We start from the raw sequence: 19,857 nt of genomic DNA on the forward strand, positions 1-19,857 counted from the left end.
GACAGGACACCACCGTGGCGACGAGTGTCCTACGACCAGTACCTGATCGCCGTCGCGATGACCCTGGCACGGCGACACCGCCCGACATGGTCGTGGCGGAAGTGGAACTGGGTCTGCCGCTGTGGGGCGGAGCTGCCCCTGTCGTAGCCGGCACCGCATCCCGATCAACCGGGGGCACTGGCCCGCCGAGGAGGAGCAATGAGCAACGAGGCGGAGCGGCGGGTCCTGGTCGTGCATCTGCCGGGCGGGGACGGCCTGTGCATCGGTTGCCGGGCGTGGTGGTCGCGGCTGACGCCGTACCCGTGCTGGCAGGTGGATTGGGCGATCAGCCGGCAGGCGCGGTCCCTGACGGCGGCGGTGCTCGGAGGTCGCGCATGACCACGCACGGCCCGGTGCTGCCGATCTGGAGCTGTGGTGGCTGCGATGCGCCGTGGCCCTGCCGTACCCGGCAGCGCGAGCTGCGCGCGGAATTCGACGGCGCTCCCATTTCCCTGGCCCTCTACCTGAGTGCCCAGCTGGTGCGTGCCTCCGAGGACCTGACCTGGGTGCCGGCGGGGGCACTGCACCGGCGCTTCCTCGGCTGGCTGCGGTGAGCATCCTGCGACCCGGCGACGAGAAGTTCCATTACAGCGACGGCTCCCACAAGTGGATCCCACCGGACCCGGACTACGACCAGGAGGTCTGGGACGAGCAGGTCCGCCAGCACAAGCAGGGCCACCTCAAGAACGAACGCCCGAAGATCCGCATCCAGCGCCTCGTCTGATGCCTGCAGTACAGCAGCGAAGTACAGCAACCGAACCAGCCGAACCGGGCCGAGAAGCGCACCACCAGGCCGTCTGACCTCGCATCGAGCCCGATCCGGCCCGCTCGCCGAGAGTTCACACCGAAGAGGTCACTGGTTTGATCCCAGTGTTGCCCACCATGATCGGCATAGCCGTCCGGGTCGGTGCTCACCGTGACTCGGGCCAACACTGCGCCGGTGCGGGTATCCAGCATCGCGGCGGTGAGTGTCTTGATGCGTGTCGACGCCGATGGCGACCTCGACCAGTTCTGCCAGCACGGACATGCGTTCCCTCCTCACCGTGGAGACGCAAGGCCAGGTCCGGTGCGGAGATGGCAGGACTGATGAGACACGCCAGCCGCCACCTGGCGGTCATGCTCCTGATCAGGCCACACGTCTCTCGCCGGGTCGGCGCCGGCAGCAGCAGGCGGGACAGACTCAAAGGCACGAAGGCCGGTTCAGAGCAGGAGTCACGCCGACCGCTGCCGGCCATCAGCTCACCACCGCTGAACCGACCGCACCAGACTCACGGTCAGCGCACCGTCCCGTCCCACTGCCATTGGCGCCGGCGGCCGAGTCCGGGCAACGGTTCGCGGCCGGTGCACCACAACAGAGTGTCGGCGGGGCTGTGGCCGGCGGGACGATCCGGGAACAGCCGTTCGAGCGCAGCCCGGCACAGCGTGTCCGGCGGCCGCCAGCCCAGCTCGAACGTGCGGGCGATGTCGTACGTGTGCACGGCCAGCTCGACGATCCCCATCGCGGCGAAGCCGGGCCCGTCGGAGTGCCCCCAGGGATGCCAGGCCTGGACCTCCGGAGTCGCCTCCCGTACGGCGGACGCGAGGATGCTCGCGGCGATCCGGATGCCCTCCAGACAGGCCGGTATCGGCGCGTGCTCGTCGAGTGAGGCGAAGAGCGTGACGTACCGGTCGGCCGGACGGGCGATCAGCAGCCCGGCGTAGCCGACGATGCCGAGGGCGAGATGATCCAGCGTCTGCCGGCAGGTCCAGTCCAGATCAGCGGCGCCGGTGTTCCAGTCCTGGTCGGCTGCTTTCTCCAGGACGAGCACGCTCTCGTCGGCCGCTGAGGTGACCAGGCCGGGCCAGAAGTCGCTCACGCCCGCGCCGCCGGAGCGCCGAAGTACTCGACGATCCGAGCGTAACTGTCCCGGGCGTGACCGTCGGACACCGCCTTCTCGACGAGCGTCCTGGTGTACTCGGCGATCGACGCGTCGACGCCCCGCGCCCGGCTCTCCTCGATGAGGTGCCCGATCGGCGAGAGATGGGTCTCCAAGGTCGCGTCGCTCGCCGCGTAGTCGCCGCTGTCGATCTGCTCGGCGTACAGGCTGAGGAACGAGGAGACCCCCAACAGCCAGTCCTTCACCAGCGGGAGAAAGGTGCTCGCGGCGATCCCCTCCGTGCCGACCAGCGCCACGGCATGCATGAAGCTGTTGAGGGTGCCCCACATGACCCCGAGCAGTGCCACGTCGTACACCGACGGCAGGCCGGGGTCGGCACCCAGGAACGTGGTGCCGCCACCGAGGACGCGCAGTGCCGGTTCATTGGCGGTGAAGTCCTCCGGCGCTCCGCCGTAGAGGATGACGGCCTCAGGGGTACCGATGCCCGGCGGCGTCATCATGATCGCCCCGTCGAGGTATCCGGCTCCTCGCCCGGCGACCCGGCCGGCCATCTCCCGGGCCTCCGCCGAGGTGCCGGACGTCAGGTTCACCAGCACCCGGCCGGCGAGCGCGTCGCGCGCCGTGCCGAGGATCTCCTCCGCAGCCGGGTAGTCGCGCACACAGACCACGACCAGAGGACTCGCCGCGATCGCGGCGGCGGCGGTGTCCACGGCGACCGCTCCGGCCGCCACCAGCTCGTCGGCCCGCCCGGGCGTGCGGTTCCACACCGTCGTCGGATGGCCGGCGGCCAGGAAAGCCCGGGCCAGGGCCCTGCCCATCATCCCCAGACCGAGCACCGTCACCGGCACACGCGCATCGTTCATCGTCGTCCCCCTCGTTCATCAGGCCCCGCCTCGGGTCCGTGCGGGGACAACGCTCGCACCAGGGCAGGGGCACCGAACAGTGGCAGGCCTGACGACATTCACCAGTTTCCTGCCACTAGCATGGAGGCCGTGGGCAGGCACATCGTCGCCGTCGCGGTGATCGACGACGTGACCCTCAGCCCTTGGGACATGTACGAGCTCGGCATCGCCTGCGCGGTCTTCGGCGGCGCGCACACCGACCTGGCCGACCCCTGGTACGAGTTGCGCCTGTGCGGCATCCGGCGAGGCGCCCCGCCCCGTACGCCGGGCTTCGTGGTGAACACCGGCTACGGGATGGCGGACCTGGCCGGAGCCGACACCGTGGTCGTTCCCTCGGTGCCCGACGATTGCGTCCTGGGTGACCGCCCGCTCCCGCCCGAGCTGCTCGACGGGCTGCGCCAAGCACACGCCGCCGGCGCCCGCATCGTCTCGCTCTGCAACGGCGCGTTCGCCCTCGCCGCCGCCGGGCTGCTCGACGGCCGGCGAGTCACCGCCCACTGGTCGCACACCAGCCTGCTGGCGAAACGCCATCCGGACGTCGACGTCGACGACTCGGTGCTGTACGTCGACGAGGGTCAGGTGCTCACCAGCGCCGGGCTCAGCGCCGGACTGGACCTGTGCCTGCACGTGGTCCGCTGCGACTTCGGCGCGCACGTCGCGAACCAGCTGGCCCGCCGGATGGTGGTGCCCGCTCACCGGCCCGGCGGGCAGGCGCAGTTCGTCGAGCGCCCGGTCGCGCCGGCCGACGACGACAGCCTCGGCCCGGTCCTGCACTGGGCACTGGAGAACCTCGACCGTCCGTTGTCGGTGGACACCCTGGCGGCGCGAGCGCGGATGAGCCCGCGCACGTTCCACCGGCGGCTGCTCGCCGCGACCGGGCTCACGCCGATGAAGTGGCTGCTCAGCCAGCGCATCGCCCGAGCGCAGGCGCTCCTGGAGTCCACCGAGCTGCCGATCGACAAGGTCAGCGAGCACAGCGGGCTCGGCACCGCGAACAACCTGCGCCGGCATTTCGCCGCGCAGGTGGGCGTCTCACCGACCGGCTACCGGCTGGCATTCAGCGTTGGTGGGCAGCCGGGGGTCCGTCCCCGAGATCGGCGTAGCTGAGAAGCATGACGGCGAGAACAGCGTGGACGCCGATGCGCGGCGAGCCCTACAGGCGCCCAACCGCAGCCAGACGCGCTGTCGACGTGCGGGTCAGCAGGAGGTGGTTGCCGTCCTGGATCAGAGCCGCGTCCTCGTCCCGACGGGCACGCGGTCCGGTCATGAACCCTCATCCCGCAACCGGGCTCGTGCCTGCTGGACCCGCTCGCCGTACTGCGGCGAGAACGGCTCGACCAGCTCCCGTTCCAGTAGGCACGTGAGATTCCACAGCGCCCGTTGCTCCGCCTGATCCTCGGCCAGGTCGGCAAAGTCGTTGGTCAGCTCGTCGGTGCGATACAGCCACTCGAACAGAACCAGCGCCTCATCGCGACTGAGCCGCACGACCACCTCGTCCTCCGCCACGCCCAGCAGCGTACGGACACCTCTTCGGTAGCACGAAGATCACGACCGACACGGCCCGAACGGGTCCGGTCAGGGCAGCGGGCGTGACCGTTCGTGCCCCCTGGCGACCGTCCGGGGTACTCGATACTGGCACCTGGATGGGCGCGACGGCCGCCGTCTGCCTCGCAAATGTCCTCGTGGTCGACCCGAGCCACTCTCGCTTGACTTCAACCGAACTTCAGCTTGAAGACTCGAGCGCATGACGGGTTCCGTCCTCGACGAGGCATACGAACGGGTGCGCCACACTGGCCCGGAGCGGGACGGTTGGCTGTCCAACCACGCCCCCATGGCGGTGGAGGCCCTGGTCCACCACGGCCACGAGCGGGCAGTTCACCGCTGGATCGACGGCTACGCGGACAAGTTGGAGGAGCGGCCACGGGGTATCCGACCCATCCCGAGTGATGAGTGGCGCGACCCGCTCGGCGACCCGGTTCGTACCGGAGACTGGCTCAACCATTTCGACCGCGAGTTGGCCGGCGAACCCTGGCGGGAGGTGCTGGTCCGGTGGTGGCCGCGCCTGCTACCTGGCATAGCCGCCGGCGCGACCCACGGAGTCATCCGGGTCGGCCACGCCGTACGCGCACTGCTCGACGAGGAGACCCAGCCGCGCGTCGCCGAACTCGGTCAGGGGCTGGCCTACTGGGCCGCCCGGTGGCAGCCCCTCGCACCACCCGGCGCCGGACCGTACCCGACGACCGACGCCCGGTCCGCGCTCGACGCGGTACCCCGCGTACCCGACCAGCGGTCCGGCATCCGAGCCCGCCTCGCTCAACTGGCCGACCTGCCCCGGTGGCCCTCAGTAGCCGGCGCAGTGCCCGGCACCAACGAGGACGACGTGCCGACACGGCTCGGCGGCATCGTCGACGCCGCGGTCGTCCGGCACGGCACCCACGGGTACGCCAGCCCCGTCATGCTCGTCCACGCCGCCACCGCGCCGAACGCGGTCCTGCGGGCCTTGCCGGCGCTACCGCCAACGCTCTGGGCGCCGAGCCTTGCGGCCGCCTGGGCGGCGTCGGCTGCGGTCACCGCGGCCTACGCCCCGGCCGAGGCCCGGCCCGTCCCGCCCGCTGGCACCGACCTGAGCCTCGATGAGGTCATGCGCCGGGCGGCAGACTCCGGAGATGCGCACGCGATCAAGTTCATCGATACGGTGAGTGACACGTACACCCGCTCCGGTGATCCCGCCCTGCTCGCCATCGCCGCGCAATCCACCGAGCAGATCGCCGCCGACTGACGACTGTGTGCCGTCTGCCCTGACAGGCGGCCGCCCATGCAGGTCAAAGGGCCACTTTCCGGCTTCGCCGGTGGCCTTTCGTGCAGCAGTGGTCAGCGGGCGGGCGACGACGGGGCGGGTGGATGTCCGCCGGTGCTGTTACCTTGCCGGCCGTGGACGATCAGCTGACGTGGATCGACCGGATCATCGACGTGACCGGATGGCACCAGGAACCCGAGGACGGCGCCGGCTGGGAGGCGACGGAGGCCGAGCTGGGCGTGGCGCTGCCGACGGACTTCAAGGAACTGTGCCGGCGGTTCGTGCCCGGGTCGTTCTACGCGTACCTGGACCTGCTGCGGCCGACTGACGAGCACATGTCGCGGGAACTGATCGCGGCATGGGCGTTCTGCCGGAGCGAGTCCTTCGCGAGTGGGTACGCCCCGTGCAGGATCTATGGGCCAGGGAAGGGGCCAGGGCTGATCCAATGGGGTGACGACGAGGTCGAGGGGCAGTACTACTGGCTGGCGGATCCCTCGGTGGAGCCCGACCGGTGGCCGGTGGTCGCCCGGAGGTGCGGCGATCCATGGCATCGGTTCGACATGCCGACGACGGAATTCATCCACCGGATGATCGCGGACCCCGAGTTCGCACCGTTCACGGTGGCCGACCCCGGGCGGCGGGCCTTCTACCTGCCTCACTGGCAGACGATCTCCACCGCAGAGGAGTGGAAGGCTCTCACCGACCCGAAGCGGGAGAGCCGGACGGCGCATCCCTGAGTTGCGCGACCAGTCGTCGGGAGGTCAGCGCCGGTCAGCCTGGCGGAGCATCGCGTCCGTCTCGGGATCGGGCATGAGCTGCCGGACCTCCTGCGCGCAGCGGCACGCGGCAGCGATCCTGGTGGCCCACGCCAGCGCCTCCCCGCGGGAGGCCACGTCGACGATCGTGAAGCCGCCGACGACCGCCTTGGTCTCCGGGTAGGGGCCGTCGGTGACCGTCCCGTCCGTGGCCACGACGCTCGCCCGCTGCCTCTCCAGTCCGGCGCCGAACACGAACACGCCGGCGTCGACGGCCTCCTGGACGACCGCGTGCGCGGCCTTGCCCACGTCGGGCATCTCCTCGTCGGGGATGTGGTCCATCGCGCCGGCGTCGAACGAGATCAAGTAACGCGTCATCCCATCGCTCCCTTGTCCCGGCGGCCTTCTCCGGCCGCCTCTCACCTGTTCCGCGAACGACTCGCCCGGATCGACGCTATGCCAGGAGGACCTCTCACGTGACCCCGTCGCTCGGCGTCTGCCTGGGAGTGTCGCCCCTGTTCGCGGAGGACCTCGCCGGCGGCAGCACACCGACCGCTCCGTGCTCGTCGACCGACCAGCACGGCCGCTCGTCGCGGATGTCCGCGAGGAGATCACGTGGCCGAACAGGCACTGGCGCGGCCATCGGCGACAGGTGAGCATGCCCGCACGGATCGTGCTGCGGCGGCCGTCGCTGCCGGGCCACTACGGCCCGCCGTACCTGGTACCTGGTCGCGGCGCTGATCGCCGTCCAAGGCGGTGGCGGTGCTGGCCGCCGCCGGGCTGGCATCCCTCGGCATGCTGGCCGGCACCGTGTCGGCGGTGGTCGTCGCGGTCCGGCGGCGGCGCTCCTCGCAGGCGTCGTGGGCGACCCCCGCTTGACCCCGACCGGGAGCAGGGACAGCTGGGCGAGCCACGCCAGGAGCACCGGTGGGTCGAACAACGCGATTCCCGAACCGACCGGGTCAGGGGCAGACTGTCGGTGGACCGGTGGCAGAGCCGGGTCATCGCAGCGCCGAGACGCCGACTGCTGCGCACCCGTGGCGGCTCACGGCGCATGGGGCCACTGGCGTGCCATGCCCCATCGGGGGTTCGAATCCCCTCCGGTCCGCTCATGCTCCCCGCACCGCCGACCGTGGGGACGTCGACGGCGTCCGATCCGGGCGCGCGGTGGGTCAGCGGCCGGTCTCGATGCGGTGGACGGTCCGGGCGCCGACGGCGTGGAGCTTGTCGGGGTTGGCGACGTTGTGGATGCCCGCGATGCGGCCGTCCTCGGCGAGGTCGAGGGTGAGCGTGGCGATGACACGGCCAGCGCCGCTGAACACGATGCCCGCCTGGCCGTTCAGCTCGACCAGCTCGACCGTCATGTCGGCGGGCTCGACGCCCTGGTAGGGGCGGGTGGCGATGCCCGCGAACCAGGCGCCGACCCGGTCCGCGCCGGTGACCGGGCGCATCGCCTGGCGGACCTTGCCGCCACCGTCGGTCCACAGCGTCACGTCCGGTGCGAGCAACTGCATCAGCAGGTTGATGTCGCCGCCGGTGGCGGCGGTGACGAAGCGCTCGGTGACCTCCCGCTGGCGTACCCGATCGGCGGGGAAGCGGGGCCGCCGGGCCCGCACGTGCCCCCGCGCGCGGTGCGCGGCCTGCCGTACGGCGTCCTCCGAGCGGTCGACGGCCTCGGCGATCTCGGCGTGGCTGAAGCCGAAGGCCTCCTTCAGGACGAACACCGCGCGCTCCAGCGGGGTCAACGTCTCCAGCACCACGAGCAGGGCCATCGACACCGCGTCCGTGGCGGCCACGTCGTCGGCGGTGTCGGTGCTGGTCAGGATCGGCTCGGGCAGCCACGGGCCGACGTACGTCTCGCGCCGGACCCGGGCCGAGCGGAGCCGGTCGAGCGCCAGGTTCGACACGATCCGCGCCAGGTAACCCTTGGGGTCGGCCACCCGGGACCGGTCGGCCGCCGACCAGCGCAACCAGGCGTCCTGCACCGCGTCCTCGGCGTCGGCCGCGCTGCCGAGGATGCGGTACGCCACGGAGAACAGCAGGTGCCGGTACTCGTCGAACACCTGCCCGCGCGGGTCGGGGGTCATCGGGTGTACCGGCCGCCGCGACGCCACGCGAGCAGGCCCACCGACGGGAACCGCTTCAGCCGCGCGAACGACGGCCACGGCGACGAACTCACCGTCTCCTTGTACCAGGCGGCGGGACGGCCGGTCAGACAGAGCCGCCGGGGGCTGTCGTCGGGGTGGGTGAACTGGACGACCGCGTCGCGCCGGCCCAGGCTTACCGGGGCGTGCAGGTACCCGAACCGGAACCGACCGGGCTGTCGGCCGGTCAGCTCACGCGCGATCGACTGCGCGGCGTGCACACCGGTCGGCATGCCGCTCTGGCAGGTGCCGTGCACGATCCCGTAGCCCTGCCGGACGGCGGCGGCGTCACCGACGGCGTACACCTGCGGGTGCGACACCGAGCGCAGCGTGGGGTCGGTGACGACCCGGCCGCGCTCGTCGACCCGCAGACCCGCCGCGGCCGCCAGCGGCGACACCCGTACCCCGCTGGTCCACAGCACCAGGTCGGCGGGGACGCTGTCGCCGCCGGCGAGGTCCACCGCCCCGGGCCGCACCGTGACGATCTCCGCGCCGCTCACCACCCGCACCCCCAGCAGGGCGAGCGCGCCGTGCAGGTACGCCCTGGCCTTCGGCCCCATCGTCGATCCCGGCTCCTGCCGGCCGATGAGCACCACGTCCAGGGCGGGGTGCCGTTCGGCCAGCTCGGCCGCCGCCTCGACCCCGGTCAGCCCGCTGCCGCAGACGGCCACGGTGCCGCTGCCCAGGCCGGCCAGCCGCCGCGCCAGCAGCTCGGCGTCGGGGGCGCTGTTCAGCGTGTACGCGTGGTCGTCCACCCCGGGTACGGCGGCGGTGTCGGTGACCGAGCCGAGCGCGTAGACCAGCCGGTCGTACTCCAGCGACCGCTCGTCGTCGACGCGGACGGTACGCGCGGCGGCGTCCACGCCGGTGACCCAGCCGCGTACGAAGTCCACCCCGGTGCCGTCGAGCAGGTGCGGGATGCGCAGCTCGGCCAGTTGCTGCCCGGACGCGGTCTGGTGCAGCCGCAGCCGCTCGGTGAACCGCTCGTCCGCGTTGACGAGGGTGATGTGCACGTCGTCGCGGCGCGTGGTGCGGGCGGCCAGGCTCACCGTCGCGGCCATGCCCGCGTACCCCGCGCCGAGGATCACGATCCTGTTCATGTGCCTGCTCCTTCTCGCGTGGAGGACGACCTCGGAACGAGAGGGAGGGGACGGATCGTGAGGTGCGGTGACCGGGGTCACACGCTTCCGGTGGCCGGCCTACTGCTCGGCGCCGCTGAGGCCCGGGCTCACCGGATCGGCGCCGTCGGGCTCGCCGACGAGGGTGTCCGGGACGCGCATGTGCCACGCGTCGGTGACGAGTTCCTCCAGGCGCGCGACGTCCACCTGGGCCAGCCGCAGCATGACCAGGGGCAGCCCGTCGTACCCGGACGTGGTGAAGAAGAGCTCGGGCTCGCCGAGGAGCAGCGCCTGCTTCTCCGCCTCGTCGCCGACGTACAGCACGGCGATGTCGGTACGGATGCGGCGTGGCGTGCCGGGGGTGCGCTCGGGATAGGACCAGACGAAGCCCTTGCCGCCGACCCGGAAGTCGAAGCCCTCGCTGTCGATCTCGACCACGTCGGGCAGCGCCAGCGCCAGGCGGCGGACGTCGTCGGCGTCAGCCATCGAGGTTGCTCCGGGACACCGCCTCCTGCATGCGCACAGGCTAGCCGCTACGGCCGACATCGCCGCCGCGGGCTCGCGGGATCCGACGGTGGGTCGGCCCGCCGGGTGGCCGAGCGGCGGCGTACCGGCTCACCCGGCGCGCCGCCGGCGGCCCGCGCGGGACCGGTGCCCCACCCCGACGCGACGCCGCCCTCCCTCGCCGCGCTGCTCCGGCCCGGGCCGCGCGGCGAGGGAGGGCGGCGGGGCGTCCGTCACCGGCAGACCGTCTGCAGGTACGTGCCCCCGGGGTTGCTCGGGTCGAAGGGCAGGTCGACGGCGACCGCCTTGCCCGTCACGCAGGTGCCGGTCGGCAGGTCGGCCCACGACCCGGGCGTCCACTCCTGGTTGGGGTTGAGGGTCTGGACGCCGAAGTCGCCGCTCTGTCCCCGGGTGCTCTCCCAGCTCAGCTGTACCCGCACCTGGTGGCCGGTCGACGAGTAGTGCTGGTAGCGCACGTCCAGGCCGGTCCACCAGCCGAGGAACTGGTTCATCTTGACGCAGAGCACGTCGGCGCCCTGGGCCCGGGTGCAGTGCCACTGGTCAGGGGCGAGGGCGGCCTGGGCCACGCCCGGCGTGAGCGCCAGCACGGTGAGGCCCACCGTCGTCGCCGCCACCGCCCGGTACCACCGTCGGCTCGTCATGTCCGTCTCCCGTCGTCGTCGGGTCCTGCCGCGAGGGTAGGAATCCGCGGGCGGCCGGGATGACGTCGATCGGTCACGCGGCGCGCGAACATCGGACAGCGTGCTGACGGTGGGGCGGTGCCGGCCGGCTCCCGGCGGCGCCGCCCGGTCAGGGCTGCTGGCGGGGCGCGACGAATCCGGGGGCGGGTTGCGGGGACTGGCCGCTGACCTGCGTGACGATCTCCGTGGCGACGTCACGCAGCTTGCGGTTGCGGTGCTGTGACGCCTGCCGGAGCAGGGCGAACGCCTCCGTGGCGGTGCACCGTTGCTGGCCCATCAGCACCCCGAGGGCCTGGTCGATGACGCTGCGGGAGGCCATCGCGTCGGTGAGTTGCCGGTGCAGGAGCGCCTGGTCGGCCTGGCGGATGATGACGGTCAGCGCCGCCGTCGCCTGGGCGGTGAACGCCTCGGCGTGCCGGCGCGCGGGTCCGTCGAAGGCGGCCGGGTGGGTGGCGTAGAGGTTCAACGCGCCGACGGTCTCGTGGTCGACCGTCATCGGCAGCGACAGCGAGCTGACGATGCCGAGCCGCAGCGCGTGTTCCCGGTAGCGGCGCCACCGTTCGTCGTCGCGCAGGTCGGCGACCTCGACGACGTGCCCCCGACGCAGGGCGTCGAGGCAGGGCCCCTCGTCGGTGCCGTACTGGATCTCGTCGCCCTTCGCGGCGAGTTCGCCGCTGCCGGCGACGGTGAAGACGCCGCCGTCCCGCCGTACGGTCAGCCCGCAGGCCGCCGCCGGGGCCACGACGTCCGCGGCGACCCGGACGACCTGGTCGAGGAACTGGTCGACGTGCAGCGAATCCGCCAGCAGGGTCAACAGTCGGCCGTACGCCGAGGCCAGATGCGATTCCGCAGCATCGGACACCACCGCTACCTCCCGAGAACCACGTGTCGTCGTTGCACCGCTGGTGAGGGCAGCGCCCCGGCCCACGCTCGGGGGCCGACGGCGGGCGCGGTCGCGCACCGATCTGCGGCCTCGCCGACGGGCAGGGTGCGGATCGGGCGCGAGGCGGCTACTGTCGGTGTGGGTTCGGACATGAGCCCAGGACCAGTGCCGCCCGCCGACGGCGGGCCGAGCGCCGACCCGGTCCCGACTCCCTCACCGAGGAGCAGCTCATGTCCGTCCATCAGGCACCGCCCGTGACGACGCCGGAGACCACCCGCCCGCCGACCCTGTCCCTCGCGGTCGCCCGGGACGGCCCGGCGACGGTGGTGACGGTGCGTGGGCCACTCGACATGGACACCGTCGACTCGCTGGTGGACCTCGTCGACGGCGTGATGTCCGGCCTACCACCGCCGGTGCTGGTGCTCGACCTCAGTGGGGTGGACTTCTTCTGCGCCGCCGGGGTGACGGCCCTGCTGACGGTGCGCCGGCGGGTCGCCTCCGACGGATCCGCGCTGGTCGTACGCGAGCCGTCGCGGATCACCGTCGCCGTCCTGGACATGGTCGGCCTGCGGCACGAGTTCACCACTGACTGACCTGCCTTCCTCCACGTCTGTCGGGTCGTACCCGGTGCTGACCCGGTGGGACGTACCCACCTGTTGATCAACTCAAACCCGCCGCGCGCGCCCGGAGTGCCGGGCTGCTCCGCCGGGCCGCGTCGCGCGCCGGTGAGCCGGTGCGGCTGCGGAAAAGCGGTGGAGGTTGGGCGAGGGGCGGTGCGAGGATCTGGGGCGTTCCGACGACGGGCGCCGCGGGGCGCCGAGGCCGGCGACGGTCGAAACCGGTGGAGGGTCACGAGGCGACCTTCGGGACGGGTCGCACGGCGTGGCGCGCGATCGGCAGTCCAAAGTGGTCCCCACCGGACCCGCACCGAGGAATCCCGCCGGCCCACGTCCCGCCCTCGGGTGCGGGGGCGAGCACATCACGGGAACCTCCCGACGGCTGGTGGTTGTTAGACTCCGCCCTCCACGATCATCACGGGGGAGGGATCATGGACGCCGGCGTTGCGGGCGGGGGCGGTGTGCTGGACCCGGACGGCGCCAGGGAGCGGCTGTCGGCCTGGAAGGGCCGTATCGACAAGATGGCGGCCGACACCAGGGCCATGAGCGACCGTCTCCAGCAGCTGCGGGTGACCGCGACCGACGACAACGGGCTGGTCGAGGTCACGATCGATTCCGCCGGCGCGGTGGTGGACCTGCGGTTGGGCCGCCAGATCCAGCGGGTCGCGCCCGAGGTCGTCGCCAGGACGATCATGGACACGATCCGGGACGCCAAGGGGCAGGTGGCCGACCGGTCGCAGGAGATCATCGCCGAGACCGTGGGGACCGGGTCGGCGGCGGCGCGCGCGATCGCCGAACGGGTCGGGCAGCAGTTGCGGGGCCCGGACCCGGTCGCGGGGACCGCCGACGAGCACCGCGGCTGGCGGTGAGTCCGATGGGTGACGGATTCGCGGCCGACGCGGAGGAGATCCGCAGGCACGCGCACCAGATCGAGGCGCTGACGGCGCGCTTCGACGCGGTGAAGGCCGCCAGCGCGCACATCACCCGGGACGACGCGGCGTACGGGCTGCTCTGCGGCTGGATCTCCGGGGTCCTCGAGGGCCGGCACGCGCGGCAGGACGAGCTGATCGCCGCCGTCGAGGAGAACCTGTCGCTGGCCGTGAGCGGGCTGCGCCGCACCGCCGACAGCTACGACTCCGCCGACTCCGACAACGCCACCCTGATCAACAGGGTGGGAAGTCAGTTGGCCCGATGACCGACACGTCGCTGGTCGCCGACGTCCGCTCTTCCCGGGAGGTCTGGACCGGCGCTTCCCTCGCCGACGGTGTCGAGGGCCTGGTCGACGCGATCAGGAGTGAGGGCTGGGTCGACGACCTGCTCGCCGGCGCCGGGCTCGGGATCGAGGTGGTGGCCTCGGCGCTGGACCCGTTCAGCGCGTTGCTGGCCAACGGGCTCGGCTGGGCGATGGAGTACTTCGAGCCGCTGCGCCAGATCCTCGACGACCTCACCGGGATGCCCGACGTCGTCGCCGCGCACGCGGCCACCTGGGACAACATGGCCGCCGAGTTGCACGGCACGGCCGGCGAGCTGCGGTCACGCCTGGACGGGGACCTGCCCGAGTGGCGGGGCCGGGCCGCCGAGGCGTACCACGGGTTGATGGCCCACAACGTCGAGGCGATCGGCGGTCTCGGCGCGGTCTCCGCCGCGATGGCGGCGGCCACCCAGGCCGCCGGGAACCTGGTGGCCTTCACCCGCGACATCGTGCGCGACCTCATCGCCGACCTCGTGGCGCGCGTGGTCGTCTGGGCGGTCGAGGCCATCTTCGTCGTCACGATCCCGGTGATCGCCGCGCAGATCGCCGCGGCCGTCGTCAAGTGGGCCGGGCGCATCCTCACCTACGTCGGCGCCCTGATCACCAGCCTGACCAACCTCTCCCGGCTCCTCAACGGATAGGGCAGCCATGGCGACCCCCAAGAAGCCCGACGGCCCGGACGGTGGTGACGGCACCGCCGGCACGCCCTCGAAGTACGGCGGCATCGACGCGGGCAGCGGCATCTCCAGCGCCCAGGCCGCCATCGCCCAGGCCGTGCAGAAGGGTCACCCCGGGGGCGCCGGACAGGGCCCGACGCCTCCGTCGAAGCCGCCCACGCTGGACCCGTCGACCAGGCCGACCGCGCCGCCGGACATGGACGACATCCACCACAGCGAGGCGTCGCGGCAGCACATCATCGAGGGCGACGGCGGCCGGCAGGGCGGTCATCTCGCCGGCACCGGCTTCTCGAAGAAGACGGAGTTCCCGAAGGACTGGGACGAGGCGAAGATCCTCGACGCGGCGCACCGGGTGACGCAGCAGGGGCCGCCGGCGAAGGGGCCGTACCTGACCAAGGACGCCGACGGCAAGCCGGCGTGGGCCTACGACTACCAGGGCACGGTCGACGGGGTCGAGGTCAAGACGACGGTGCTCGCCAACGGCGAGATCCGGACCGCCTATCCGCCCAACGGCGCCGACCCGGGCGTCATCACCAACCCGCCCGCCCCGAACCCCGCTCCGAAGGGCGTGCCGATGAGCAACCCGCCCCGTTACAGTCACCCTGACGTCGGCGGCGACGGCAGTTGGACGTGGGAGGGCCCGAAGGGCAACAAGATCATCAGAGTGGTCCAGGACGCCCAGGGCAACGTCACCACGACAGTGCTCGGCGACTACAAGAAGAAATGAACGTCATGGATGCGAAGACCTACGCGGCGGTCGCCGACGTGTGCGCGCGGCTCGCGGGCCGGCTGTCCGACGACACCCTGGGCACCGTGCGCGAGCACTACGCCGCGGGTGAGTGGGACCTGGCCGACGCGACGCTCCTGCTCAACCTGGCGTTCGAGAACGTCGGCATCACCCCCGGGGAGCAGGAGCTGATCCGCTCCATCCTCGGCGATCCGGACAGTCCCGAGCTGCGCGACGTGCCGGTCGTCGCCGAGGCGCCGCCGCCCGCGTACCGGTTCGGCCCGACCGGCCCGGCGGACGCGCCGGACCCGACCCGGGCGGACGCCCTGCTCTCCGCCGACGCCCCCCGCCACGGCGGTCACCGGCTGTTCCGCACGTGGCGGCAGCCCCACGACGGCGCGCGCGACGCGGCGGGCTGGGTGTACGTGCTGCTGGTCGCCGAGGGCGCCGACCCGCTCTCGGCGTACTCGGGCCTGTCGTCACGGCTGTGGACGGCGCTGCGGGAGAAGTGGCCGCTGGAGGTGGTCGTCGACGGTGCGTCGCCGCCGCCGTACCAGGCCGCCGCGCTGGCCGCCGCCCAGCCGGTCCCGGTCGGCTGACGTACCGGGTCGAGGGGGCGGACCCGCGCCGGGTCAGGCGTCGTCAGCCCGGGGCGGCGGGCCCGCCCCGACCCGGCCGCGCGGTGCCCGCGTCCGTCGTCGTGACCGCGGGCAACTCCTCGACGACGCTGACGCCGCTGCCCGGCCGCGACTCCCACCACCAGGTCTCGCGCAGCCGGAGCCGGCCGTCGGGCAGCATGGACACCTCCGAGACGCAGTGTCCCGAGGAGGTCTGTCCGTCGGCGTTGAGCTGGACGTACCGGAAGTCCAGCCGGTCGCCGTGCCGGGTGCCGACGAGATGGCCGCGCCGGATGGAACCGCCGGCGTAGTCGGCCCACACCTCGCCGTCGGCCTCGCGGTACGTGAAGACGGTCTCGGTGCCGACCTCGCCCGCGACGACATCCGCCACGGCGGCGAAGCGGCGCCCGTCCAGTGAAGGCGTCATGGTCCGGACCCTATCCGTGCGGCGGACGGCCGCCGCGTCACGCCGGCTCGTAGCGGGCGGCGGCGGCCCGCAGTTCCCGCGCCACCCGCTCGCGCATCCCGGCGGGCCGGAGCACCTCCACGGCGGCGCCCAGGCTCAGCAGGGCCTCACCCGCCCAGGCGTCGCTCTCGAACGGGACCGTCACCTCGACCCATCCGGTCGCGGTGACCGGCACCTCGGCCTGCCCGTGCACCGGCACCAGGCGCCGCAGGCGCGGCAACGCCCCCGGCGCCACCCGGACGGTCACCTCGACGGCCGTCCGCTCCCGCTCCCACTCGCGGCGCGACTCGGCCCAGGACCGGGCCAGGTCGAACCCGGCCGGGCGGCGGACCGGCTCGTCGAGGGGCTGCGCGGTGCGCACCCGGGACACCCGGTAGGTGCGTCGCCGGCCGTCGCGCAGGGCCATCAGGTACCAGTCCCCGGCGGCGAGGACGAGCCCGAGCGGGTCGACCTCCCGGGTGGTCTCCCGCCCGTCGCGCACGTACCCCAGCCGCACCCGGCGGTCGCGCCACACGGCGTCGGCGAGCGCGGTCAGGCACGGCACCGGCTCGGGCGTGCCGAACCAGCGCCACGGGTCGAGGTGGAACCGCTCGGCGGTCCGGCCGGCCCGTTCCCGGGCCTCGCCGGTGAGGCTGGCCCAGACCTTGATCCGGGCGCCCTCCAGCATCTCGCCGAGCCCCAACTGCTGCGCCGGGCCGGCGAGGCCGAGGAAGGTCAACGCGCCCGCCTCGTCGAGGCCGACCCCGGTCAGCCGGGTGCGGTAGCCACGGTCCAGCCGGTAGCCGCCCGCCGGTCCCCGGGTCGAGCGCACCGGTATCCCGGCGGCGACCAGCGCCTCGACGTCGCGTTGCACGGTGCGTTCGCTGACCTCCAGCAGCCGGGCCAGCTCCGGGCCGGTGGCCCGGCCACGGACCTGGAGCTGCAACAGCAGGGTCATCATCCGGGAGGCGCGCACGCCCTCATGGTGGCGCACGTACCCGACAGCAGGTGTCGGGAACTCGGGTGAGACTCGGGCGGCGGCACGATCGCGCGCCGCGCGACGGGAGGAGGAGCCATGACCGAGGGGGCGACGCAGGTGACCGGACGGGTCACGCCCCGGCAGTTCCACGAGAGCGCCGGTGTGCGGGACTGGCGGGTGCTGGGGGACGGGGTGAGCACGTACTTCCGTACCGGCTCGTTCGCCGCCGGCGCCCGGCTGGTGCGGGCGATCGGCGAGCTGGCCGGCCTGGACGAGCACCACCCCGACGTCGACGTGCGGCACGCGGGCGTGACCGTGCGGCTGGTCACGATCACCGACGACCACTTCGGGCTGACCGGACGCGACGTCGAGCTGGCCCGGCGGATCTCGGCGGTCGCCCGCGACCTGGGCCTCGTCGCCGACCCGTCGGCCGTGCAGCACGTCCAGGTCACCGTCGACGCGCTCGTCGGCCCCGAGGTGACGCCGTTCTGGCGCGCCCTGCTCGGGTACGTCGACCGCGCCGGCAGCCCCGAGGACCTGATCGACCCGGGCGGCCGGGGGCCGTCGTTCTGGTTCCAGCGGATGGACGCGCCCCGCCCGCAGCGCAACCGGGTCCACGTCGACGTCTGGGTGCCGTACGACCGGGCCGAGGAGCGGGTCGCGGCGGCGCTCGCGGCGGGCGGCCGGTTGGTGACCGACGCGTACGCGCCGTCGTACTGGGTGCTGGCCGACGCCGAGGGCAACGAGGCGTGCGTCGGCGCGGCGGGTGGGACCGGACCCGACCCCGCACCGGTCGACGGTGACACCCACGGGCAGGCGGTAGCGTGACCGCGGGTGGCATCCGGCGGCCGGGCCGGAGGAGAGCGGGCGGGGGCGGTGCCGATGGCTGAGACGATCACCGTGCTCCCCGCCAACGAGGTGAGCTGGGACGACCTGCAGACCGTCTTCGGCCGTCGTGGCGACGCCGCCCACTGCCAGTGCCAGCGGTACAAGATCCGGGAGTGGCTGCCGTCGGTGCCGCCCGAGGTCCTCGCCGGGCGGCTGCGCGAGCAGACCGACTGCGGTCAGCCCGGAGCGGACCGGACCACCGGGATCGTCGCGTACCTGGACGGGGAGCCGGTCGGCTGGTGCGCCGTCGAGCCGCGCACCGCGTACGAGCGCCTGGTGAGCGGGCGTACCCCCGTCCCCTGGCGCGGCCGGGACGAGGACCGCGCCGACCCGGGCGTCTGGGCGGTGACCTGCTTCGTCACCCGGGTGGGATTCCGGCGTCGCGGCGTCAGCCGTGCCCTGGCCCGCGCGGCGGTGGACTTCGCCCGGGAGCGCGGCGCGCGCGCCGTCGAGGGCTACCCGATGATCACGCAGCCGGGACGGGAGGTGGTCTGGGGGGAGCTGCACGTCGGCAGCCGGAGCATCTTCGCCGACGCCGGCTTCGTCGAGGTCAGCCACCCGACCCCACGGCGCGTCGTGATGCGGATCGACTTCTGAGCACCGGCCGGGCCGGCCGGGTCGGCGAGAGGAGACGGTGGGTGGCGAGCGACAGCGAACAGCCACGGTTGTGGAAGGTGGTGGTCGCCCTGTCCGCCACCGAGCGCCGCAAGGACGAGATCTGCGACCGGATCGTCGACCTCATCTGCGCGGACCCGAACCACGAGGGGCCCTGCGACACCCCGTGGGCGTTGCACGTCGTGGACGGGGACTCGCTCGGCCGGGGCGAGCGGAGGCGGCTGCAGGCCGAGATCGACGACACCATGGCGGGCTGATCCCCGACGGGGTGACGGCGGCGTCAGGCCGTGGCGGCGCGGTGCGCGGCGGCGAGCCGCTTCGGCGCGCGGGCGTACCAGGCGTCGAGGATCAGCTCCGCCAGCTCCGACTCGCTGATCCGGTCCAGCCGGACCAGCACCGACGGGTGGCCGTCGAAGTGCGGCGTGGTGAAGTGGACCGTGGGGTCGTCGGCGAGCAGGGCCTCCTTGACGCCGAGGTCCGCGACCAGCACGCCGAGGACGGGCCCGTCCGGGGCGGCGTCGCCCAGGGCCTCACGGTCCGCCCGGCGCAGCGGCCGTTCCCAGACGAACGACTTGTCCCGCACCCGCCAGGCCGGCAGACCGTCGTACGACGGCCGCTCCGTCGTCTCCGGCAGGGCGAGCGCGAGCCGGCGTACGTCGTCCCAGGTGGCCATGGTCCGACGATACGACGGCCGGGCCCGGCGCAGGGGGCGCGCGGGTGCGGCGCGTGTCAGGGCAGGGGGTGGGCGATGTGGCGGGCGTGGTCGGCGACGGCGGCGGCGGTGACGGTCGCCTCCAGCGGGAGCATCTCCAGGCAGCGGCGTACGGCGGCGGCCATCAGCGTGTTCGGCACCCGCATCGACAGGGTGCAGTGCGGCACCCACCGCCCCGGCAGGTACTGCTCCGACAGGGCGATGCCGGCCCGGGCCAGCCGGTCGTGCACCCGGGCGTGGTGGGCGAGCAGGTCGGCGGTGGGGGTGACGCCGAGCCACAGCACCCGGCCGACGAACTGGCCGGCGTACTGGAAGCTCAGCCGCAGCGGGGCGGCCACCGGGGTGCCGTGCAGCGCCTCGGCGACCCGGTCCGGGTCGAAGCGGGGCGCCACCGCCAGCGACACGTGCGGCCGGTGCCGCTGCTCCAGCAGCGAGCGCATGCTCTGCACCCCCTCGGCCTCCAGCGCGTCCCAGAGCACCCGGATGCGCCGGGTGGCGTCGGTGTCCAGATACAGCTCGAGCGCCGCGACCACGTGATCACCCTAGAGGTCGGGGTTTGTCCGCCCCCGGCGGCGGTACTGAGCCGGGGACCGGACGGCGTGAGGAGC

28 protein-coding genes and 1 tRNA gene are annotated in these 19,857 nt (G+C 73.1%); 16 read left to right on the forward strand and 13 right to left on the reverse strand.

What is annotated here, in order from left to right; translation table 11 throughout:
- The first annotated feature begins 198 nt into the window (after window positions 1-198).
- From GA0070614_RS30640 to GA0070614_RS30645, 3 genes are read left to right on the forward strand one after another with little or no spacing between them, the layout of a single operon-like run.
- Window positions 199-378, forward strand: coding sequence for a hypothetical protein (locus GA0070614_RS30640; protein ID WP_172892496.1), 180 nt, complete (start codon window positions 199-201; stop codon window positions 376-378).
- A complete protein-coding gene (locus tag GA0070614_RS24685) occupies window positions 375-593 on the forward strand; it encodes a hypothetical protein (RefSeq protein ID WP_088978192.1) in 219 nt (72 codons plus the stop codon). Before GA0070614_RS30640 ends, GA0070614_RS24685 begins: the two co-directional genes overlap by 4 nt.
- The gene (locus GA0070614_RS30645) at window positions 590-763 is read left to right on the forward strand and encodes a hypothetical protein (protein WP_165435871.1); all 174 of its coding nucleotides are present in this window, start codon (window positions 590-592) and stop codon (window positions 761-763) included. Before GA0070614_RS24685 ends, GA0070614_RS30645 begins: the two co-directional genes overlap by 4 nt.
- Before the next feature lie 550 nt (window positions 764-1,313).
- Here GA0070614_RS30645 and GA0070614_RS24690 read toward each other — a convergent pair.
- Together GA0070614_RS24690 and GA0070614_RS24695 are read right to left on the reverse strand one after the other, a co-directional pair.
- Complete coding sequence (locus tag GA0070614_RS24690) at window positions 1,314-1,895, reverse strand: maleylpyruvate isomerase N-terminal domain-containing protein (RefSeq protein WP_088978193.1); 582 nt, start codon at window positions 1,893-1,895, stop codon at window positions 1,314-1,316.
- Window positions 1,892-2,779 (reverse strand): NAD(P)-dependent oxidoreductase, encoded by an 888-nt coding sequence (locus tag GA0070614_RS24695; protein WP_088978194.1) that lies wholly within the window; start codon window positions 2,777-2,779, stop codon window positions 1,892-1,894. The genes GA0070614_RS24690 and GA0070614_RS24695 overlap by 4 nt, the downstream gene beginning before the upstream one ends.
- Window positions 2,780-2,968: 189 nt before the next feature.
- Between GA0070614_RS24695 and GA0070614_RS24700 the strand changes: the two genes are divergently transcribed.
- Entirely contained in the window at window positions 2,969-3,925 is a 957-nt protein-coding gene (locus GA0070614_RS24700) for a helix-turn-helix domain-containing protein (protein ID WP_456299218.1), read from the forward strand.
- A 156-nt stretch (window positions 3,926-4,081) separates the two neighbouring features.
- Here GA0070614_RS24700 and GA0070614_RS24705 read toward each other — a convergent pair whose 3' ends face one another.
- Window positions 4,082-4,324, reverse strand: a complete 243-nt coding sequence (locus GA0070614_RS24705; RefSeq protein ID WP_088978196.1) for a hypothetical protein — start codon at window positions 4,322-4,324, stop codon at window positions 4,082-4,084.
- 238 nt (window positions 4,325-4,562) lie between these two features.
- Between GA0070614_RS24705 and GA0070614_RS24710 the strand changes: the two genes are divergently transcribed.
- Window positions 4,563-5,597, forward strand: a complete 1,035-nt coding sequence (locus GA0070614_RS24710) for a questin oxidase family protein (RefSeq protein WP_088978197.1) — start codon at window positions 4,563-4,565, stop codon at window positions 5,595-5,597.
- A 122-nt stretch (window positions 5,598-5,719) separates the two neighbouring features.
- The gene (locus GA0070614_RS24715) at window positions 5,720-6,352 is read left to right on the forward strand and encodes a hypothetical protein (RefSeq protein WP_088978198.1); all 633 of its coding nucleotides are present in this window, start codon (window positions 5,720-5,722) and stop codon (window positions 6,350-6,352) included.
- 24 nt (window positions 6,353-6,376) lie between these two features.
- On the opposite strand, the gene GA0070614_RS24720 is transcribed toward GA0070614_RS24715, so the two are convergent.
- The gene (locus GA0070614_RS24720; protein WP_088978199.1) at window positions 6,377-6,748 is read right to left on the reverse strand and encodes a YciI family protein; all 372 of its coding nucleotides are present in this window, start codon (window positions 6,746-6,748) and stop codon (window positions 6,377-6,379) included.
- Between the two features lie 603 nt (window positions 6,749-7,351).
- On the opposite strand from GA0070614_RS24720, the gene GA0070614_RS30330 reads away from it, so the two are divergent.
- A tRNA-OTHER gene (locus GA0070614_RS30330) sits at window positions 7,352-7,478 on the forward strand.
- Between the two features lie 64 nt (window positions 7,479-7,542).
- Here the strand turns inward: GA0070614_RS30330 and GA0070614_RS24725 are convergent.
- From GA0070614_RS24725 to GA0070614_RS24745, 5 genes are all read right to left on the reverse strand, one after another.
- Entirely contained in the window at window positions 7,543-8,457 is a 915-nt protein-coding gene (locus GA0070614_RS24725) for an RNA polymerase sigma-70 factor (protein ID WP_088979642.1), read from the reverse strand.
- Window positions 8,454-9,614: an NAD(P)/FAD-dependent oxidoreductase gene (locus tag GA0070614_RS24730; RefSeq protein ID WP_088978200.1), complete on the reverse strand. Its 1,161-nt coding sequence runs from the start codon at window positions 9,612-9,614 to the stop codon at window positions 8,454-8,456. Before GA0070614_RS24730 ends, GA0070614_RS24725 begins: the two co-directional genes overlap by 4 nt.
- A gap of 99 nt (window positions 9,615-9,713) precedes the next feature.
- Window positions 9,714-10,118, reverse strand: coding sequence for an MmcQ/YjbR family DNA-binding protein (locus GA0070614_RS24735; protein WP_088978201.1), 405 nt, complete (start codon window positions 10,116-10,118; stop codon window positions 9,714-9,716).
- A 251-nt stretch (window positions 10,119-10,369) separates the two neighbouring features.
- Window positions 10,370-10,798 carry a hypothetical protein gene (locus GA0070614_RS24740; RefSeq protein ID WP_088978202.1) on the reverse strand — a complete coding sequence of 143 codons (429 nt, stop codon included), beginning with the start codon at window positions 10,796-10,798 and terminating at the stop codon, window positions 10,370-10,372.
- Between the two features lie 148 nt (window positions 10,799-10,946).
- A complete protein-coding gene (locus GA0070614_RS24745) occupies window positions 10,947-11,699 on the reverse strand; it encodes a GAF and ANTAR domain-containing protein (RefSeq protein ID WP_172892497.1) in 753 nt (250 codons plus the stop codon).
- Between the two features lie 251 nt (window positions 11,700-11,950).
- On the opposite strand from GA0070614_RS24745, the gene GA0070614_RS24750 reads away from it, so the two are divergent.
- The 6 genes from GA0070614_RS24750 to GA0070614_RS24775 all read left to right on the forward strand — a co-directional run bounded on the left by GA0070614_RS24750 (window position 11,951) and on the right by GA0070614_RS24775 (window position 15,592).
- Window positions 11,951-12,313: an STAS domain-containing protein gene (locus GA0070614_RS24750; RefSeq protein ID WP_088978204.1), complete on the forward strand. Its 363-nt coding sequence runs from the start codon at window positions 11,951-11,953 to the stop codon at window positions 12,311-12,313.
- A 455-nt stretch (window positions 12,314-12,768) separates the two neighbouring features.
- Window positions 12,769-13,206: a YbaB/EbfC family nucleoid-associated protein gene (locus GA0070614_RS24755; protein ID WP_088978205.1), complete on the forward strand. Its 438-nt coding sequence runs from the start codon at window positions 12,769-12,771 to the stop codon at window positions 13,204-13,206.
- A 5-nt stretch (window positions 13,207-13,211) separates the two neighbouring features.
- Window positions 13,212-13,532, forward strand: coding sequence for a hypothetical protein (locus GA0070614_RS24760; protein WP_088978206.1), 321 nt, complete (start codon window positions 13,212-13,214; stop codon window positions 13,530-13,532).
- Entirely contained in the window at window positions 13,529-14,230 is a 702-nt protein-coding gene (locus GA0070614_RS24765) for a WXG100 family type VII secretion target (protein WP_088978207.1), read from the forward strand. Before GA0070614_RS24760 ends, GA0070614_RS24765 begins: the two co-directional genes overlap by 4 nt.
- A gap of 7 nt (window positions 14,231-14,237) precedes the next feature.
- Window positions 14,238-14,993 carry an EndoU domain-containing protein gene (locus GA0070614_RS24770; protein WP_088978208.1) on the forward strand — a complete coding sequence of 252 codons (756 nt, stop codon included), beginning with the start codon at window positions 14,238-14,240 and terminating at the stop codon, window positions 14,991-14,993.
- 5 nt (window positions 14,994-14,998) lie between these two features.
- Window positions 14,999-15,592 (forward strand): hypothetical protein, encoded by a 594-nt coding sequence (locus GA0070614_RS24775; protein WP_088979643.1) that lies wholly within the window; start codon window positions 14,999-15,001, stop codon window positions 15,590-15,592.
- A gap of 43 nt (window positions 15,593-15,635) precedes the next feature.
- Here GA0070614_RS24775 and GA0070614_RS24780 read toward each other — a convergent pair whose 3' ends face one another.
- Both GA0070614_RS24780 and GA0070614_RS24785 read right to left on the reverse strand, forming a co-directional pair.
- Complete coding sequence (locus GA0070614_RS24780; RefSeq protein ID WP_231933382.1) at window positions 15,636-16,037, reverse strand: hypothetical protein; 402 nt, start codon at window positions 16,035-16,037, stop codon at window positions 15,636-15,638.
- A gap of 37 nt (window positions 16,038-16,074) precedes the next feature.
- Window positions 16,075-17,031: a helix-turn-helix transcriptional regulator gene (locus GA0070614_RS24785; RefSeq protein ID WP_172892498.1), complete on the reverse strand. Its 957-nt coding sequence runs from the start codon at window positions 17,029-17,031 to the stop codon at window positions 16,075-16,077.
- Between the two features lie 99 nt (window positions 17,032-17,130).
- Between GA0070614_RS24785 and GA0070614_RS24790 the strand changes: the two genes are divergently transcribed.
- From GA0070614_RS24790 to GA0070614_RS24800, 3 genes are read left to right on the forward strand one after another with little or no spacing between them, the layout of a single operon-like run.
- Window positions 17,131-17,862, forward strand: a complete 732-nt coding sequence (locus GA0070614_RS24790; protein WP_088978210.1) for a VOC family protein — start codon at window positions 17,131-17,133, stop codon at window positions 17,860-17,862.
- A gap of 54 nt (window positions 17,863-17,916) precedes the next feature.
- Entirely contained in the window at window positions 17,917-18,519 is a 603-nt protein-coding gene (locus GA0070614_RS24795; protein ID WP_088978211.1) for a GNAT family N-acetyltransferase, read from the forward strand.
- A 41-nt stretch (window positions 18,520-18,560) separates the two neighbouring features.
- Complete coding sequence (locus GA0070614_RS24800) at window positions 18,561-18,794, forward strand: hypothetical protein (RefSeq protein WP_157745080.1); 234 nt, start codon at window positions 18,561-18,563, stop codon at window positions 18,792-18,794.
- Window positions 18,795-18,817: 23 nt separating this feature from the next.
- Here the strand turns inward: GA0070614_RS24800 and GA0070614_RS24805 are convergent, their stop codons facing one another.
- Entirely contained in the window at window positions 18,818-19,210 is a 393-nt protein-coding gene (locus GA0070614_RS24805) for an MmcQ/YjbR family DNA-binding protein (protein WP_088978213.1), read from the reverse strand.
- A 56-nt stretch (window positions 19,211-19,266) separates the two neighbouring features.
- Window positions 19,267-19,782 (reverse strand): 2'-5' RNA ligase family protein, encoded by a 516-nt coding sequence (locus GA0070614_RS24810; RefSeq protein ID WP_088978214.1) that lies wholly within the window; start codon window positions 19,780-19,782, stop codon window positions 19,267-19,269.
- Window positions 19,783-19,857: the final 75 nt, after the last annotated feature.

It is taken from the genome of Micromonospora coxensis, assembly GCF_900090295.1.
Lineage (GTDB): Bacteria > Actinomycetota > Actinomycetes > Mycobacteriales > Micromonosporaceae > Micromonospora > Micromonospora coxensis.

Excerpts from the sequence above, each read along its gene's own strand:
- GA0070614_RS30640 (WP_172892496.1), top strand. The coding sequence starts at position 199 with ATGAGCAACGAGGCGGAGCGGCGGGTCCTGGTCGTGCATCTGCCGGGC.
- GA0070614_RS24685 (WP_088978192.1), top strand. The coding sequence starts at position 375 with ATGACCACGCACGGCCCGGTGCTGCCGATCTGGAGCTGTGGTGGCTGC.
- GA0070614_RS24695 (WP_088978194.1), bottom strand. The coding sequence starts at position 2,779 with ATGAACGATGCGCGTGTGCCGGTGACGGTGCTCGGTCTGGGGATGATG.
- GA0070614_RS24700 (WP_456299218.1), top strand. The coding sequence starts at position 2,969 with ATGTACGAGCTCGGCATCGCCTGCGCGGTCTTCGGCGGCGCGCACACC.
- GA0070614_RS24710 (WP_088978197.1), top strand. The coding sequence starts at position 4,563 with ATGACGGGTTCCGTCCTCGACGAGGCATACGAACGGGTGCGCCACACT.
- GA0070614_RS24715 (WP_088978198.1), top strand. The coding sequence starts at position 5,720 with ATGTCCGCCGGTGCTGTTACCTTGCCGGCCGTGGACGATCAGCTGACG.
- GA0070614_RS24720 (WP_088978199.1), bottom strand. The coding sequence starts at position 6,748 with ATGACGCGTTACTTGATCTCGTTCGACGCCGGCGCGATGGACCACATC.
- GA0070614_RS24725 (WP_088979642.1), bottom strand. The coding sequence starts at position 8,457 with ATGACCCCCGACCCGCGCGGGCAGGTGTTCGACGAGTACCGGCACCTG.
- GA0070614_RS24730 (WP_088978200.1), bottom strand. The coding sequence starts at position 9,614 with ATGAACAGGATCGTGATCCTCGGCGCGGGGTACGCGGGCATGGCCGCG.
- GA0070614_RS24735 (WP_088978201.1), bottom strand. The coding sequence starts at position 10,118 with ATGGCTGACGCCGACGACGTCCGCCGCCTGGCGCTGGCGCTGCCCGAC.
- GA0070614_RS24740 (WP_088978202.1), bottom strand. The coding sequence starts at position 10,798 with ATGACGAGCCGACGGTGGTACCGGGCGGTGGCGGCGACGACGGTGGGC.
- GA0070614_RS24750 (WP_088978204.1), top strand. The coding sequence starts at position 11,951 with ATGTCCGTCCATCAGGCACCGCCCGTGACGACGCCGGAGACCACCCGC.
- GA0070614_RS24755 (WP_088978205.1), top strand. The coding sequence starts at position 12,769 with ATGGACGCCGGCGTTGCGGGCGGGGGCGGTGTGCTGGACCCGGACGGC.
- GA0070614_RS24760 (WP_088978206.1), top strand. The coding sequence starts at position 13,212 with ATGGGTGACGGATTCGCGGCCGACGCGGAGGAGATCCGCAGGCACGCG.
- GA0070614_RS24765 (WP_088978207.1), top strand. The coding sequence starts at position 13,529 with ATGACCGACACGTCGCTGGTCGCCGACGTCCGCTCTTCCCGGGAGGTC.
- GA0070614_RS24770 (WP_088978208.1), top strand. The coding sequence starts at position 14,238 with ATGGCGACCCCCAAGAAGCCCGACGGCCCGGACGGTGGTGACGGCACC.
- GA0070614_RS24775 (WP_088979643.1), top strand. The coding sequence starts at position 14,999 with ATGGATGCGAAGACCTACGCGGCGGTCGCCGACGTGTGCGCGCGGCTC.
- GA0070614_RS24780 (WP_231933382.1), bottom strand. The coding sequence starts at position 16,037 with ATGACGCCTTCACTGGACGGGCGCCGCTTCGCCGCCGTGGCGGATGTC.
- GA0070614_RS24790 (WP_088978210.1), top strand. The coding sequence starts at position 17,131 with ATGACCGAGGGGGCGACGCAGGTGACCGGACGGGTCACGCCCCGGCAG.
- GA0070614_RS24795 (WP_088978211.1), top strand. The coding sequence starts at position 17,917 with ATGGCTGAGACGATCACCGTGCTCCCCGCCAACGAGGTGAGCTGGGAC.
- GA0070614_RS24805 (WP_088978213.1), bottom strand. The coding sequence starts at position 19,210 with ATGGCCACCTGGGACGACGTACGCCGGCTCGCGCTCGCCCTGCCGGAG.